This window comes from Algoriphagus lutimaris (assembly GCF_017051705.1).
Taxonomy (GTDB): domain Bacteria; phylum Bacteroidota; class Bacteroidia; order Cytophagales; family Cyclobacteriaceae; genus Algoriphagus; species Algoriphagus lutimaris.
The window spans coordinates 729,005-744,365 of record NZ_JAFIDJ010000002.1; the positions used below are offsets into that span (position 1 = coordinate 729,005).

Annotated in this window: 13 protein-coding genes; all 13 read left to right on the forward strand. The window is 39.2% G+C overall.

Annotated elements, in window-relative coordinates:
• Nucleotides 1-89: 89 nt before the first annotated feature.
• The 13 genes from JYB62_RS13780 (at nucleotide 90) to JYB62_RS13840 (ending at nucleotide 15,361) form a co-directional block, all read left to right on the forward strand.
• Nucleotides 90-1,085, forward strand: a complete 996-nt coding sequence (locus tag JYB62_RS13780; protein ID WP_205646004.1) for an SAM-dependent methyltransferase — start codon at nucleotides 90-92, stop codon at nucleotides 1,083-1,085.
• A gap of 177 nt (nucleotides 1,086-1,262) precedes the next feature.
• Nucleotides 1,263-2,078, forward strand: a complete 816-nt coding sequence (locus JYB62_RS13785) for an alpha/beta hydrolase (protein ID WP_205646005.1) — start codon at nucleotides 1,263-1,265, stop codon at nucleotides 2,076-2,078.
• Between the two features lie 103 nt (nucleotides 2,079-2,181).
• The gene (locus JYB62_RS13790) at nucleotides 2,182-3,264 is read left to right on the forward strand and encodes a nickel-binding protein (protein ID WP_205646006.1); all 1,083 of its coding nucleotides are present in this window, start codon (nucleotides 2,182-2,184) and stop codon (nucleotides 3,262-3,264) included.
• A 120-nt stretch (nucleotides 3,265-3,384) separates the two neighbouring features.
• Nucleotides 3,385-3,780: a group I truncated hemoglobin gene (locus JYB62_RS13795; RefSeq protein ID WP_207758636.1), complete on the forward strand. Its 396-nt coding sequence runs from the start codon at nucleotides 3,385-3,387 to the stop codon at nucleotides 3,778-3,780.
• A 117-nt stretch (nucleotides 3,781-3,897) separates the two neighbouring features.
• Nucleotides 3,898-5,262 (forward strand): D-arabinono-1,4-lactone oxidase, encoded by a 1,365-nt coding sequence (locus JYB62_RS13800; RefSeq protein ID WP_205646007.1) that lies wholly within the window; start codon nucleotides 3,898-3,900, stop codon nucleotides 5,260-5,262.
• 142 nt (nucleotides 5,263-5,404) lie between these two features.
• On the forward strand, nucleotides 5,405-6,979 hold the full coding sequence (locus tag JYB62_RS13805; RefSeq protein ID WP_205646008.1) for an amidohydrolase family protein: 1,575 nt from the start codon (nucleotides 5,405-5,407) through the stop codon (nucleotides 6,977-6,979).
• A gap of 231 nt (nucleotides 6,980-7,210) precedes the next feature.
• Nucleotides 7,211-9,076 carry a sulfatase family protein gene (locus tag JYB62_RS13810; RefSeq protein WP_205646009.1) on the forward strand — a complete coding sequence of 622 codons (1,866 nt, stop codon included), beginning with the start codon at nucleotides 7,211-7,213 and terminating at the stop codon, nucleotides 9,074-9,076.
• A 35-nt stretch (nucleotides 9,077-9,111) separates the two neighbouring features.
• Complete coding sequence (locus tag JYB62_RS13815) at nucleotides 9,112-9,648, forward strand: dihydrofolate reductase family protein (protein ID WP_205646010.1); 537 nt, start codon at nucleotides 9,112-9,114, stop codon at nucleotides 9,646-9,648.
• Nucleotides 9,649-9,815: 167 nt separating this feature from the next.
• Nucleotides 9,816-10,736: an alpha/beta hydrolase gene (locus JYB62_RS13820; RefSeq protein ID WP_205646011.1), complete on the forward strand. Its 921-nt coding sequence runs from the start codon at nucleotides 9,816-9,818 to the stop codon at nucleotides 10,734-10,736.
• A gap of 293 nt (nucleotides 10,737-11,029) precedes the next feature.
• A complete protein-coding gene (locus JYB62_RS13825; RefSeq protein WP_205646012.1) occupies nucleotides 11,030-13,000 on the forward strand; it encodes a pyrroloquinoline quinone-dependent dehydrogenase in 1,971 nt (656 codons plus the stop codon).
• Between the two features lie 28 nt (nucleotides 13,001-13,028).
• The gene (locus JYB62_RS13830; RefSeq protein ID WP_205646013.1) at nucleotides 13,029-13,838 is read left to right on the forward strand and encodes a class I SAM-dependent methyltransferase; all 810 of its coding nucleotides are present in this window, start codon (nucleotides 13,029-13,031) and stop codon (nucleotides 13,836-13,838) included.
• A 79-nt stretch (nucleotides 13,839-13,917) separates the two neighbouring features.
• Nucleotides 13,918-14,346 (forward strand): hypothetical protein, encoded by a 429-nt coding sequence (locus JYB62_RS13835; RefSeq protein WP_205646014.1) that lies wholly within the window; start codon nucleotides 13,918-13,920, stop codon nucleotides 14,344-14,346.
• A 91-nt stretch (nucleotides 14,347-14,437) separates the two neighbouring features.
• Nucleotides 14,438-15,361, forward strand: coding sequence for a serine hydrolase (locus tag JYB62_RS13840; RefSeq protein ID WP_243431585.1), 924 nt, complete (start codon nucleotides 14,438-14,440; stop codon nucleotides 15,359-15,361).

The following is a 15,361-nucleotide window of genomic DNA, read 5'->3' on the forward strand; positions in this document are numbered from 1 at the left end:
AATCCCAGAATAAACTAGAATGCTCTTTATTTTTGATTTATCTAAAGTATTTTCAAATAACTTTTCATAAAGATGAATCATCCTTTTAGATGCCAGACAACCCAGCTCTTACGTTAATCAAACAATTCAGCTCTTCTTTACAAAACAACGAGATAGATCCACTTCAAGCCGAACGATTAATTAATGATATCCACAGTCATTTTTGCAAGCTGACTGATATCTCAGGCTTTGACTTAAAAGTTGAATATTTAGCAGCCATCCCCACTTCAAAAGGAAAAGCACTTGGTCTAAATCATGCGGCTCAATGCTTATTGGACTACCGCCGAACGGTGAAATTTGTCAAGGCCATTTTACAGGCCATCAAAGAAAAGCAAGGTCTATACCCAGGTAAAGTGATACAGATATTTTATGCTGGTTGTGGCCCATATGCACCCTTTCTAACTTTAATTGCACCACTTTTTTCTTCTGATAAAATTCAATTCACCCTCTTAGAAATCAATGAAAACTCCCTAAACTCAGCTAAAAGATTAATCCGATCCTTAAATTTGACAAACTTTTTAAAGACGGATTTTCTCGAAGATGCAGTAACTGTTCAAGTTCCTGACCCAAGCCACTATCATATTCTAATTAGTGAAACACTGGATGCCTTGCTATACCGGGAATGTTATGTCCCAATATTGAATAACTTGCTTCCACAATTTGACCCAGAGGTAACTTTGATTCCCGAAAACGTGACTATTCATCTCAGCTTGCGAAAAAACGCCGACCAGCAAGACCCTGATGAGGAAGAAATCAGCACAATTTTTAATGTTCGGGATACCCTATCCACCTTATCAAATGAACAACTATCCAGTGCTATATTCCCTGATGTGGTTATTCCCTTTACTACTATTGACATCCAACCTACCCATAGCTTTATCTTAGATACCACTGTACACATATACAAGGATATTGCACTTTTCAGAAATGAATCCTCACTTACCTTACCCATAGAACTACCGATAGAGCTTCCAACTAACGCTCAATCCTTGATTTTCAACTACTATTTAGAGCCTGAAGTTGAATTGAAATATAGGATTCAATAATATATTCATCATCCCTTTTAATGACCAGTATATGATCCAATTTTGAACAATAAAAAATTAGTATATTCAGTAAATAATTTTGTGTTTACTGATCATCCGAAAAAATCTGAATTCCCTTCCCTAAATGGACAGTGAATTACCTACTTTTAAGTATAGGTCACTCAATCGATAGAAATTATGAAAAGAATAGTAACTATAGGAGGTTTGGTTGCTTTATCGATTATTGCCGCCTATTTCATAATTCAACAAATCAAAACAGAGGCAATTGTTGCTTTAATAGTCACTGTTCCAGAAAAACCTAGCCCATTGGACTCTTTACCTATTCAAAAGATAAAGATTCCTGTAAAAAAAAGAGTGCTTGCTGCGAATTATTACCAAAAAGATGAAAATGCTCCTGCTATTTTCATTTGTACCGGCAACGGGGAGGCTTTATATGAATGGCTGGAAGTTCAGAAATATCTGTATGAACAAGGGTTTTCCTCTTTTGTATTTAGTTATTCCGGATTTGGAAACAGTACAGGAAAGACTTCTTCAACCAGTCTATTTGAAGATGCTTTAGCGGCATATCAACAGTTTATTTTACTGACGCCAAATGCCAATAAGCGCTTTGCTTTGTCTCATTCCTTAGGAGGAACTCCCCTTTTGGGCATCGCAAATCAACTTGATCCTGCGCCCGAAAAACTTATAGTACATGCTGCTTTTTCTTCCATCGTAGAGCTTCTTATTGATTTAAAAATTGCTACGAGTAATTCCGACTTTCTCTGGCCAAACCTGTGGAACAATACAGAGTTTGTAGAAGATATCGAACTCCCTATTTTATTTGTCCACAGTAAAAAAGACCATTCCGTCCCTTTTAAACATAGCCAGCGACTCCTAGAACATGCAGGAGAGAATGGATCTCTCTTGCTTCTTGAAAATTATGGACACAATGCTATCTATCAGAACGTTTCTGACAGTTTGTACAGGCCAATTCTAGAATTCATCAGAAAATAATTGATTCCACTTAGGACGATAAGTTAATATTCTTTCTCTTTCATATAAGCCGAAGTTCGGCTTATATGCCACGATTCAATTTTGTAACACTAAGAAAAAAACGATGCCCATTTACATGGACCGACACGATATTTCAGCAGATGTTACTGCAGAAAACGTGGCTGAACTGCATAGAGAAGACCTGAAAATTCAAGCAAAGTTTAGTTGCAAGGGCTTAACCTATTGGTTTGATGAATCCAAAAAAATAGCTTTTTGCCTGATTGAGGCACCCAATCAAGATGCAATTCACAAGATGCATCAACATGCCCATGGAGAAGTCCCCAATCAAATCATCGAAGTGGATCCTCAATTAGTAGAATCTTTTCTAGGTAGGATCAAAGATCCTTTCCCATCTTCTCCCAAAGCACAAGGTTTAATCAATGAATCCGCACAAAGAGTGATCATGTGCCTTCGGTTTGAACCGCAACAACTGAAAAACCTACCTGTATTGAAATGGAAAAGTCTTCTTCAAAGCTACTTGTATACCCTTAGAGATAAGCTAAGCAAATTCGAAGGTAACATAGGAAATCAAGTAGGTTCTCAATTTTTTATCTCATTTAAAAACTTCCAAGATGCGATTAGGTGCGGCCAAGAACTAGTAAATCATTTTAAATCAGAACATTTAAAAAATGGGAAGTACCTACTCGATATAAAAATCGGGCTATCTACCGGCATGCCTCTCAGTGATGGAAATGATCTTTTTGAGCCTGCAATATCCGAGTCGATTGCATTGAGTTATTTTAAATCAAATGGTATCATTCTTTCAGATTCATATTTAATAAACCAAGAGGGCCTACAAAAAAATAGGCCTATCAATTTACCTAAAGAGGATTTAAAAATTCTTTGTCATCTTTTAGAATTTATAAAAAAGGAATGGCAAAACCCCCTAGTAAAAGTCGAGGATTTTGGCCATTCATTAGGATTGAGCAAAACTTTGATGTACCGAAACATGATCCGACTGACCGGAAAATCCCCGAATAACTTTTTACGCAAATACAGGCTCGACCAGGCATTGGATGAAATAACCAAACAGGAAAAATCACTTACTGAAATAGCCTTTGAATCAGGATTTAATAGTGTTAATTATTTCTCAAAATGCTTCAAAAAACAATTTGGGACTCTTCCTTCCTCCTATTTAAAAAAATAGAATAATACTGAACCAAATGTGCAGGAAAAAAAACCAATTGTGCACGTTGAGCTAGGATGATTCCGGTACTTTTGAAAACTGCTGAACTATATTTTTCAATTCTAAAACCCATAAATGACCATGTCAAACTCAACTCAACAAATAGACGTATCCCTTTTCGAAAGATTGGGAAAGACAGATGGGATCACTAGGATCGTGGAAGATGTGATTCAAGCACATATGGAGAACCCCAAAATCCAGGCAATTTTCATTCCTTATAAGGATACTCCTGAAAAACTAGAGGTCATCTTACAGCATACCGTAGATTTTTTTAGTGAAGGAAGTGGTGGCCCGGTGGTATACAAAGGGAGAGATATGGTGACTACCCATAAGGGGATGAACATTACTCCGGAGGAATATGCATGTGTAGTAGATGATATCATGGGGGTATTGGAAAAGCATCAAATAGATAAGGATTCCCAAAATGAAGTGACCAAAATTCTTGAATCCCTAAAAGGGATGATCATAGGACAATAAGCCTAGCCTGATTTTCATAGAGGCTTAGCAAAAAGTAAGATGAACCAGCTCTGCTAAATCCCACTTTCCATTCCTCTTTTCCATTCAAAATTCTTTATCTTACTGAAAATAAGGAATATGAAAAGGAAAGATTTCATCAAAACATCTTCAGTACTTTTTGCTGGAAGTCTACTTTCCCCATACTTAGCATGTTCACCCCAAAATACAACGAAAGAAGACCTTCAAGAAATCGTTAGGAAAAACTGGGCTGGGAATTATACCTACCAAGCAAAAAAACTATACGAGCCCACTTCGGTAGAAGAACTACAAAATCTAATCAAGTCTATAAATAAACAAAAAGCTTTAGGTTCGAGACATTGTTTTAACAACATTGCCGATAGTCCGGAAAATCAAATCTCCACCAAAAACCTAAATCAAATTGTCTCACTGGATGAAGAAAACAAGACCCTTACAGTAGAGGCAGGCGCTCGGTATGGCAATTTTTCCGAAGAACTCTATCAAAAAGGATACGCCCTACATAATCTAGCCTCTTTGCCCCATATTACTGTGGCCGGTGCATGTGCCACGGCGACGCATGGCTCTGGTGTAAATAATGGGAATCTAGCCACTTCAGTGGTAGCAATAGAATTAATCAAGCCATCTGGTGAACTAGCTAAAATTGACAGGAACCACCCTGACTTTCCTGCTGTGGTAGTAGGTTTGGGAGCATTTGGAATTATCAGTAAAGTGACTTTGGAAATCCAGAATGCCTTTGATGTAAGGCAGGATGTTTTTCAGGATTTACCACTCTCATCTGTAGAAAACAGCTTTGATGAAATCATGTCCAGTGGTTATAGTGTCAGCTTGTTTACAGACTGGATGGATAAAAAGGTTAGTGAAGTTTGGATCAAAAGGAGAATGGACACCAATCCACAAGAGTTGGGAGATGATTTTTATGGAGCAAAAGCAGCTACTAAAGACCTGCATCCCATCGTAGAACTATCCGCGGAAGCTTGTTCAGCGCAAATGGGAGTTCCCGGTCCTTGGTATGATAGACTACCTCATTTTAAAATGGGATTCACACCAAGTGCTGGAGAAGAATTGCAATCCGAATATTTTATTCCAAAAGAGCATGCAGTAGCAGCAATCATGGCAGTAGAAAAACTGAAAGAGGAAATAAATCCTCACTTGATGATTACTGAAATTAGAACCATCGCTGCAGATAGCTTTTGGATGAGCCCATGCTATCAACAAGATTCTATTGCCATTCACTTTACATGGAAACCAAAAACCAAGGAAGTAATGGAAACCTTACCAAAAATTGAAGAGGTATTGGCTCCTTTTGGAGTTAAACCTCATTGGGGAAAATTATTTACGATCTCTCCTGCACTCCTTCATGTATTGTATGAGAAATTTCCTGAATTCCTGGCTTTGGCCAACAGCTACGACCCTGAAGGTAAATTCCGAAATAGCTACCTGGATTTAAATATTTATAAAATGTAGTAGGTAGCTCATTCAATTTAGATTTTTGGTGTCTATTAACTGGTACTGATTGTATTTTGTCAGGATTATGACTGAATCCTGCAAAACTTTGGTAATCAAGTACTTTTTAGCGTTTTTCATAAAGCAACCAACCACCAACCATATGAAACATCTACTAACTTTTTGCCTTGGGTTTATACTTGTTAGCTCCAGCGTGTATTCCCAAGTTCAACTCAATCCAGCTCCAGATAGAAGAGCTGATGAAGGAGAAGGCCCCTTTGAACGATTAATTATTAGAGGTGCCATCGTCATCGATGGTTCAGGGGCTCCTCCTGCCGGACCTGCTGACATCGTCATCGAAGGAAATAAAATTGTGGAAATCAGACAGGTCGGGGTTCCAAATGTCCCAATAGACGATGCTTCCAGACCGCAAGGAGCTACCAAGGAAATCGATGCGCATGGATCCTACATTATGCCCGGATTCATCAATCTTCATGCTCACATCGGGGGTGCTGAAAAATCACCCAATTCAGAATATCCCTACAAGTTGTATTTGGCACATGGAGTTACCACGATTAGGGGAGTGCCTGCTGCCAATGTAGCTTGGACACAAAGCGAGAAAAAACGCTCCGCTGCCAACGAAATCGTGGCACCGAGAATCGTTGCTTTTCATACCTTGGGCCAAGGAGAAAACTGGAAGGGAGGAGCCGTTTATACCCCTGAAAAAGCCAGAGAATGGGTCTCTTGGGCTGCCAGCCAAGGAGTAGAAGGAATCAAGTTCTTCAACCATGATCCAGATGTGCTTCAAGCTGCAATCGACGCTGCTCACGAAAATGGAATGGGAACGGTCGCCCATATCGCTCAGCCAATGGTCGCCCAGACCAATGCCTTAGATGCAGCAAGAATGGGCCTTGATAACATGACTCATTATTATGGATTATTTGAGGCATTGTATAAAGATGAAGACATACAACATTGGCCTGCTGAGTTCAACTATAATGACGAGCAGCATCGCTTTAGTCAGGTAGCTTATCAATGGGACAAAATACATCCAAGAGGAAGTGCTCAATGGAATGCTTTGATAGAAGAATTTTTGGAGCATGATTTCATTATTGATCCCACCATGACGGCCTATCTGGCTGGAAGAGATCTTATGAGGGAGCGAAATGCTGAATGGCATCAGGAATATACCTTGCCCTCTCTTTGGGATTTTTACACACCAAACCGTGAAAACCATGGATCCTATTTTTACAACTGGACTTCTTGGGATGAAACTGCCTGGCGGAATTTCTACAAAGTATGGATGTCATTCCTGAACGACTACAAAAATGCAGGAGGTCGGGTTACTGTCAGTGACGATGCGTCTTTTATCTATAATCTTTGGGGCTTTGGATTGATTGAGGAAATGGAGTTGCTTCAAGAGGCAGGCTTCCATCCTTTAGAAGTCATCAGAGGAGCAACATTACATGCGGCTCAAGCAATCTTTGAACCTAAGGGAAAACCCATTGAATTTGGGGTAATTCGTCCGGGCCTATTGGCAGACTTGGTGATAGTGGATGAAAACCCGATAGAAAATCTCAAGGTGCTTTATGGAACTGGCTTCTTGAAACTCAATGATGAGACGGGTGAAATGGAGCGAGTGGGTGGAGTAAAATATACCATCAAAGACGGGATTGTTTACGATGCAGTTCAGCTTAGGGAGGATATCAAAGAGATGGTCCGAAATCAAAAGAAATAAGCACTACCTGCTTTAAAATATCTCCCGGGGAGGTTTTCTCCCTGGGATTTTTTATGCTTTTCTGATTTTGGTTTTCAATGATATGTTTCTCCAAAATCAGTAATTTTATCAAGGTTCGGAGAGCACTAGGTATTGTTCGAATCGATTCATTTAGAGTGTCTCTCCTAGCCAACTGAATGGAATCCACAACTTAATAAGTTGATTCCCATCAACCTTCCAAAAAAACCCAAGATGAACCTTCGAATCCCACTACTGAACAGTCTTCTTCTATTTTTTAATTGCTGCAGTTTATTTGCCCAAAATAATCCTAGCATTCCTCCTCCCAACATAGTATGGATTACCTCTGAGGATAATTCCATGCATTATTTAAAGCTTTTCCATGAAAATGGCATAGCAACTCCAAATATAGAAAGCTTGGCAGATCATGGACTGGTATTTACACACACATTTTCAAATGCTCCCGTTTGTAGCGTAGCCAGGTCCACCATCATTTCGGGAAGTTATGCTCCAAGAATCGGCGCACAATTTCATAGAAAAAACAAAACTGTTCCCATGCAGGATTCCCTTCGAATGTTTCCCTTTTACTTAAGAAGAGCAGGATATCATACGAGTAATAACAACAAAAAGGACTATAATATCATCGAAGGAGACGGGGTTTGGGATGAGTCTTCACGAGAGGCAAGCTGGAAGTCTAGGAAACCTGATCAACCCTTTTTTCATGTTTTCAATATTGGAGTTAGCCATGAATCAAGCCTGCACTTTTCGAAAGAAAAGATGGAGACTACTCCCACACAAACCAACAAAAATTCATTTTCAATCCAGCCGAACCATCCAGATACGGAATTATTCCGCTACACCAATGCCTATTATCGGGATAAGATCAAGGAAATGGACCAAAGACTAGGCGAAGTTATCAGAGAGCTTGAAAATGACGGCTTATTGGAAAACACCTTCATTTTTTATTTTGGAGATCATGGAGGTGTACTTCCCGGAAGTAAAGGTTACCTCTATGAAACTGGATTGCATGTTCCCATGGTGGTTCATGTACCCGAGAAGTATAAAAACCTCGCCCAAATTGGAGAAGAAGGCAAGGTGAATGGGTTTGTGAGTTTCATTGATCTCGGGCCTACTGTGCTTCAATTGGCAGGTATAAAAACTCCCGAGGGAATGGATGGCAAGCCCTTTTTTGGAGACAATGTTACCAAAGAAATGATCGCTTCTAGAAATACTACCTTTAGCTATGCAGATCGATTCGATGAAAAATACGATATGGTCAGAGCTGTAAGAAAAGGGAAGTACAAGTACATCAGAAATTTTCAACCTTTCAATTTTGATGGGTTGATGAATAATTACAGATTCATCCAATTAGCCTATCAAGAATGGAAAGAACTATATGAAAAAGGAGCTTTAAATGAGATACAGGCTGCATTTTTCAAACCTAAAGAAGCAGAAATGCTATTTGACCTAGAATCAGACCCCTATGAAACGGTCAACCTCATAACCGATCCTTCCTCCAAAAAAATAGCCGAGGACCTACGAATGGAACTGAATAATTGGCTACAAGAAATGCCTGACCTCTCTTTCTACCCTGAGCATGTACTGATAGACCAGGCATTTTCAAACCCGACAGCATTTGGAAAAGCACATCAAAAGGATATTCAACGATATATAGATATAGCCAACTGGAGTATTTTGCCTTTCGAACAAATTGAAAACTTCTTACAGACAAGTCTGAAGTCAAAGGATCCATGGGAAAGGTATTGGGGCTTGATTACTTCCAGTAATTTTGGTCCAGAAGCAAAAAGTCTGAGCTCTCTTATTTCAGAGATCTCAAAAGAAGATGAAGAATTAATAAACAGAGTAAGAGCAGCCGAATTTCTATCTATTTCCAACCAAATTGACCCAAGTCAAGTGATGGTAGAAAGTTTGTACGAAAGTAAGAAACCAATGGAGGCTTTGCTGATTTTAAACTCGATTGTGCTCCAGAGTTCTTTTGATTATGGCTATGAAATCCATTTGGACAAAAGCAAAATTTCATCCACGGTCATTCAGGATAGTGAGGTGAAAAGAAGACTGGAGTATTTAACGGGAGGATAAATCCTCAGTTTTTTTGAAACAAAACGCAGTGAAACATGGGAAAGATCATCTATTATGTCGCAAGTTCTCTAGACGGATTTATTTCTGGTCCCAATGAAGATACTAGAATGTTTGTTCCAGGAGGAAAAGGGATAGAAAAATACTTCGAGGATTTAAAAAAATTCAAGACAGTGATCATGGGAAGGAAAACGTATGAATTCGGTTACAAATTTGGCTTGCAACCTGGACAACCAGCCTACCAACACATGCAGCATCATATTTTTTCAGATTCGCTGACATTTGAAAACAAGGCCGAATCGGTCCATGTAGAACCTAGGAAAATCTCTCGGGTTCAAGAAATTAAAGCATCTGCTTCTTCGGATATTTATTTATGTGGAGGAGGAATATTTGCAGGTTGGCTATTGGACCACCATCTGATCGACCAATTGAAAATTAAACTGAACCCCATTATCCTGGGAGATGGAATTAGGCTATTCGGATCATCCAAGACCAAAGGAAAGCTGGATTTGATGCAAGATGAAACCTTCGAAAATGGTCTAAAAATTATTACCTATTCTATTAGAAAAAATTAAGTCTGCAGCCCCTCTCCAGTTGATAGAATAAAAGGTTGTATTTAAAGTTACCATCATTTAATAAGGTGCTTATTATTTAGAATAGGATAGAAAGATTTTTAATATGAGGGAAAGCATATATTTTTAAAAACCTAATTATCAATTAGTTCTCTTAACCCAATAAACCTATGAAATTTTCAAAAATCGCCACTTTTGTTGGCTTACTATGCTTTGCTGCGTCCGCTTTCGCCCAAGACGGTACCATTTACCCTTTAGAAACCCCATCTGAACCAAATGCCATATTACTTAATACCGGTGGGGTAGATGATCAACCTGCCTCCGAAACCTGGTTTCGACAATGGGGAGATCCAATGGCTAGAAATATTACCACTGCGACCTTAACTCCATTTCTTCCAGAACCTGGAACTGCCAATGGTGCAGCAGTGATCGTAGCTCCTGGAGGTGGTTTTAGATGGCTTTCTATGGGAAATGAAGGATGGGAAGTAGCTGAGGCTCTTGCGAAACAGGGAATCGCCGCCTTTGTACTCAAATACCGCTTACATCCTACACCTGAATCGTTGGATGATTTTAGCGACTGGATGAATCGTCCTCGCCCTACTACTCCTGCGACATCTTCAGATGCTGCTCCTCGTCCTGCACCTATGGATCTTACCAACCAACTTGAAGATGCAGAGGCTGCCTATGCGATGATCTTGGACCGTGCTATAGAATGGGGAGTCGACACCGATAGAATTGGAATGATTGGATTTTCTGCAGGAGCAGGACTTACTATGCACTCTACTTTGAATTCCAAAACCATGAAGTTGGCATTTATAGGCCCAATTTATGGTGGAATGGGACCTGTGGAAGTTCCAAAAGGTGCTCCTCCTATGTTTAATGTCATTGCCTCTGATGACTTTTTATTTAGAGGTCAATTTGGAGTAATCGATTCTTGGTTCAAAGCCGGAATCCCAGTTGAGTTTCATTTGTATCAAAATGGCGGTCATGGTTTTGGGCTAGGCAATCCAAATCGTACTAGTAATCGTTGGTTCGATGCTTTTATTCATTGGTTGGATGTCAATCAATTTCTTACTGCCAAGGCAGAATAGAGATACTCTACCGCTACATATTTCTAAAAATCCCCAAAATTCTATGGGGATTTTTTGTTAACTAATTTTTAAATATAAATATTCTTTTTCTTATAAAATTGTATCTATCTAATAATTTATTTGTATTTTACTACGCTTTAATTGTGTTTAAGAGACAAACTTTGCTTTATTTCTCAAGAGAAATGAATAGTCTAAGCTTATTGGGATTCAATTTTTCTTGTCTTGGTTTTTCTTTTAAAAGCTAATAATTCTAGGAAATCATTGTCTTAAATTTTTACCTAACCAATAAAAAGATGAAATCTACCTATTCATTTTTAGTGTGGTCAGTTGTTGGGCTTCTTTTATTTGCATGTTCCAGCCCTAATGATCCTCTTACCATTACTCAAAGCGTAAATTGGTCTTCCTACGCTTCAGATAAATTTAACTCTAAATATTCCCCGCTGGATCAAATCAACAAGGACAATGTTAATAACCTAACCATAAAGTGGACATGGGACTCCCCGGATAATGCCTTGGTAAATCAGTTCAATTTCCCTGTTTCTATCTACCAAGCTACCCCTATTGCCATAGATGGAATATTGTACGTAAGTTCTTCTTCGGCAATTGTCTCAGCGATTCATGGTGTTACTGGAGAAACTATTTGGACCTATGACCCTGAAACCTATAAGTCCAATGCTCCAGCCCATGGAGCTTTTATCCATCGTGGGGTTTCCTATTGGGATGATGGCATGGAAGGAAGAATCATTTTTGGAACTCCTGATGCCCGTTTGATCGCCTTAAATGCGAGGGACGGGAGTTTGGTCGAATCATTTGGAGAAAGGGGGATTGTGGACCTTTCCAAAGGACTGGGTAGAGAATTTGACCCTTCCCATTACGGAGTATCTACTCCTCCCATCATCGCCAACGATGTCATTGTGATTGGTGCTTCCATTACAGATAAAGACCCTCAAAGTATGCGTCCTCCGGGAGACATTCGAGGATTTGATGTGAAAACCGGAAAACAGCTTTGGGTATTCCATACTATTCCACAAGAAGGGGAATTCGGAAATGAAACTTGGGAAAATGAATCCTGGAAATTCACCGGAAATACCAATGTATGGACCAGAATGAGTGCCGATGAGGAGTTAGGCTATGTATATCTTCCCATCAGCACCCCTACTAACGATTGGTACGGAGGAAATAGATTAGGGGACAACCTCTTTGCCGAAAGCTTGGTTTGTCTAAATATTAAAACTGGAGAACGAATTTGGCATTTTCAAATGGTCCACCATGGTGTATGGGATTATGATCTTCCCGCTGCACCCAACCTACTGGATATAAACAAAGATGGAAAAACCATTAAAGCGGTTGCACAGGTTAGTAAGCAAGGGTTTACTTATGTTTTTGACAGAGTAACTGGCGAACCCATTTGGCCAATTGAAGAACGGCCTGTACCCCAATCTACTGTTCCGGGAGAAAGGACCTCTCCCACACAACCTTTCCCGACCAAACCAGCCCCATTTGACAGACAAGGCGTAACTAAAGAAGATATCATAGACTTTACTCCGAAAATTTTTGAAGATGCATGGTCCAGTTTAAAGGGTGTGGACTTGGGTGAACTTTTTACACCTCCTACTGAGAATGGGTTAATGTATCTTCCCGGGGCACTTGGCGGTGCCAACTGGCATGGTGCTGCGGTAGATCCTGAAACTGGAATATTATATGTTCCCTCGATGACCTTCCCAGTATTCTTTAGAATCGTCAAATCTGATTCTACCAAAACAGATGCTAATTACGAATGGGAAAATTTTGGATTCCCTGGCCCAAATGGATTGCCATTCTTAAAACCTCCATATGGCAGGATCACAGCAATAGATATGAATGAGGGTAACCATATATGGCAATCACCCATGGGAGAAGGACCAAGAAATCATCCTCTTCTAAAAGACTTGAACTTACCAAGACTGGGATGGAATTTACGCGGATCACCAGTTTTGACGAAAACACTCCTATTTATTGGGCAAGAAGGAAAGTACTGGGAGTTCGTTCCTGCACTGGTGGGAGGAGCTAAGCTAACCGAGGTACAAACCCAAGAAATCATCAAGTTTGATCCAAAAATGCAGGTTTTCGATAAGGAAAATGGGGAATTGATATTTGAACTTGAACTCCCCCTCAATGTCACTGGTGCACCAATGACTTATATGGCAAATGGAAAACAATACATTGCATTTGCAGTGGGAGGATCAATTGGCCCAGCTAAAATTATTGCCTTAGGTCTAAAATAGAAATGGACAAACGCTTAACCCTTATCCTTTGAAAGATCAATCTAGTTCCTTTGAAAAGTCTATTCCTGAAGTATATGAAAAATACTTGGGCCCTTATCTATACGAACCATTTTCCAAATATGTCACCAATAGAATACTAGGTGACCCACAACAAGTATTGGAAATAGGTTGTGGTTCTGGTAGACTTACCAATCATTTGGTTAATTCCTTAAGTCAAACTGCCAAGCTAACGGCACTAGACATTAACTCCAATATGATTGCTGTGGCCAAAGAAAAGGTGCAAAGTTACCAAGTCGAATTTGTCCATGGGGATGCCCAGGAAATGCCCTTTGAAGACAACACTTTTGATTTTGTAGTTTGTCAATTCGGGTTCATGTTTCTCCCAAATAAACAAAAAGGATTCAATGAAGCATGGAGAGTTTTAAAACCTAGAGGCCAATTTATTTTTGTTACTTGGGACAAAGCTGAAAACAATATCACACTGCATATTAGCCAAGAAACTATTCTAAGCCATTTAAAAGCCAGTCCTCCGGCATATTTTGGACGAGCCTATTATTCCATGAATAATCCTGATGACTTATTAGCCTACACCAAAAATGCTGGATTTGAAAATGGTAAAATTGAAAAAGTGAGTTTACAGGCAACTTGCCAAACAGCATTGGACGCAGCTATTGGATTTGTGGAAGGGAATTCCATTATCAAAGAGATTCTTAAAGAAGGAGGTCCCGAATTACTTCAGAAAATCGAGTCCAACATTGTAAAAAGAATTAATTCGGAAGTTTGCCAAGATCCAGTTTGTTCTGAAATCAATGCCTGGCTGGGAGAAGCATTTAAGTAATCTTAAAATACACTTATTCAAAGCTTTAGTTCTTATAAAAACAAGGATTTCCTTCATTGAGAGTATCTTTAAATACCCTATGAAAAGATATCTAAAAATTATTCTTGCCGGACTTGTTGGGGGGTTTATTGGGGAAGGTATGATGGGAGCACTATTTATGAGTCCTCCGATCCATTCTATTTTATATGACCCCTCTTTACAAAGCGAGCTTTTTATACAACTTACTCCTGAGAGAAACCTAGTCCTGTCTATTGCAGGAATGGTAATTTTGACCATAGCTCATGCATGGTTTTATTACCTCTTTAAAAACTCAATTCCCGGCACTACTTGGGCTAAAAAAGGCTTATTCTGGGGTTTTACCATTTGGTTGCTCTATTGGGTATTTCAAGAATGGTTTATTTATCATACACTGATTGGAGAACCCATTTTATTAAACTTGTTAGAGTTGGCGGTTTTACTTCTAGGCTCGCTCGTAGAGGGCATCATCATTGCCAGAATTCTCAAATGAAAACTTTTTAATACTTCCTGATCCGATGAAGTAATCTGGATTTCATAAATTAGAAAATCACTATTTCTATTTAAGAGTGAATCCTAAACAAATGATGAAATTGATTCCCATGCCTTCCTATTCCCAACAAGTGTTAATTGTCTTGGCATTCCTCTCCCTATTTTCCTGCCAAAAGAAAACTACCGAAAAACCAAGTCTTGAAGAAAGTGTTCTTGCACAGCTAGACTCAATCCAAGGAGATGTAGCGGTGGCATATTTCAATTTGGGTGATCCTTCTGATACCTTGATGATTCATGCTTTTGAAGAATTCCATGCCGCCAGCACGATGAAAGTTCCCGTCATGATTGAATTATTTAAACAAGAGAAAGAAGGTAAACTCGATTTAAACGATTCTATTGTATTGGTCAATGAATTCAAAAGTATTGTAGATGGTAGTCCATACAGTATGGACATAGGAGATGATAGTGATGATGTGATTTACAGTAAAATTGGAAGTACTGTCTCATTAAATGATCTTATGTATAGCATGATTACGGTCAGTAGCAATTTGGCAACCAACGTATTGATCGAATTGGTGGATGCCAAAAACGTAACTGCAACAATGAGAACATTAGGAGCTGACAAAATACAGGTGTTAAGGGGAGTGGAAGATCAAAAAGCTTATGATCTGGGATTAAGTAATTCCACCACAGCCAATGACCTAATGATGATTATGAAAGCCATCGCTGAGGACCAGGCCGGAACTCCTACTGATTGCGAGGAAATGATCTCCATTTTGAAAGATCAACAATTCAATGAAATAATCCCCTTTTACTTACCCAAGGATGTTTCAGTTGCCCATAAAACTGGGGTCATTACAGGAGTTCATCATGATGCAGGAATCGTATACTTGCCAGATGGAAGGAGCTACGTTCTTGTTCTGCTTTCTAAAAACTTACAGGATTTTGACAAAGGAACTAATCAATTGGCTAAGGTTTCAAAGCTTATTTATGATCATTTCTTGATTCAAAATTGA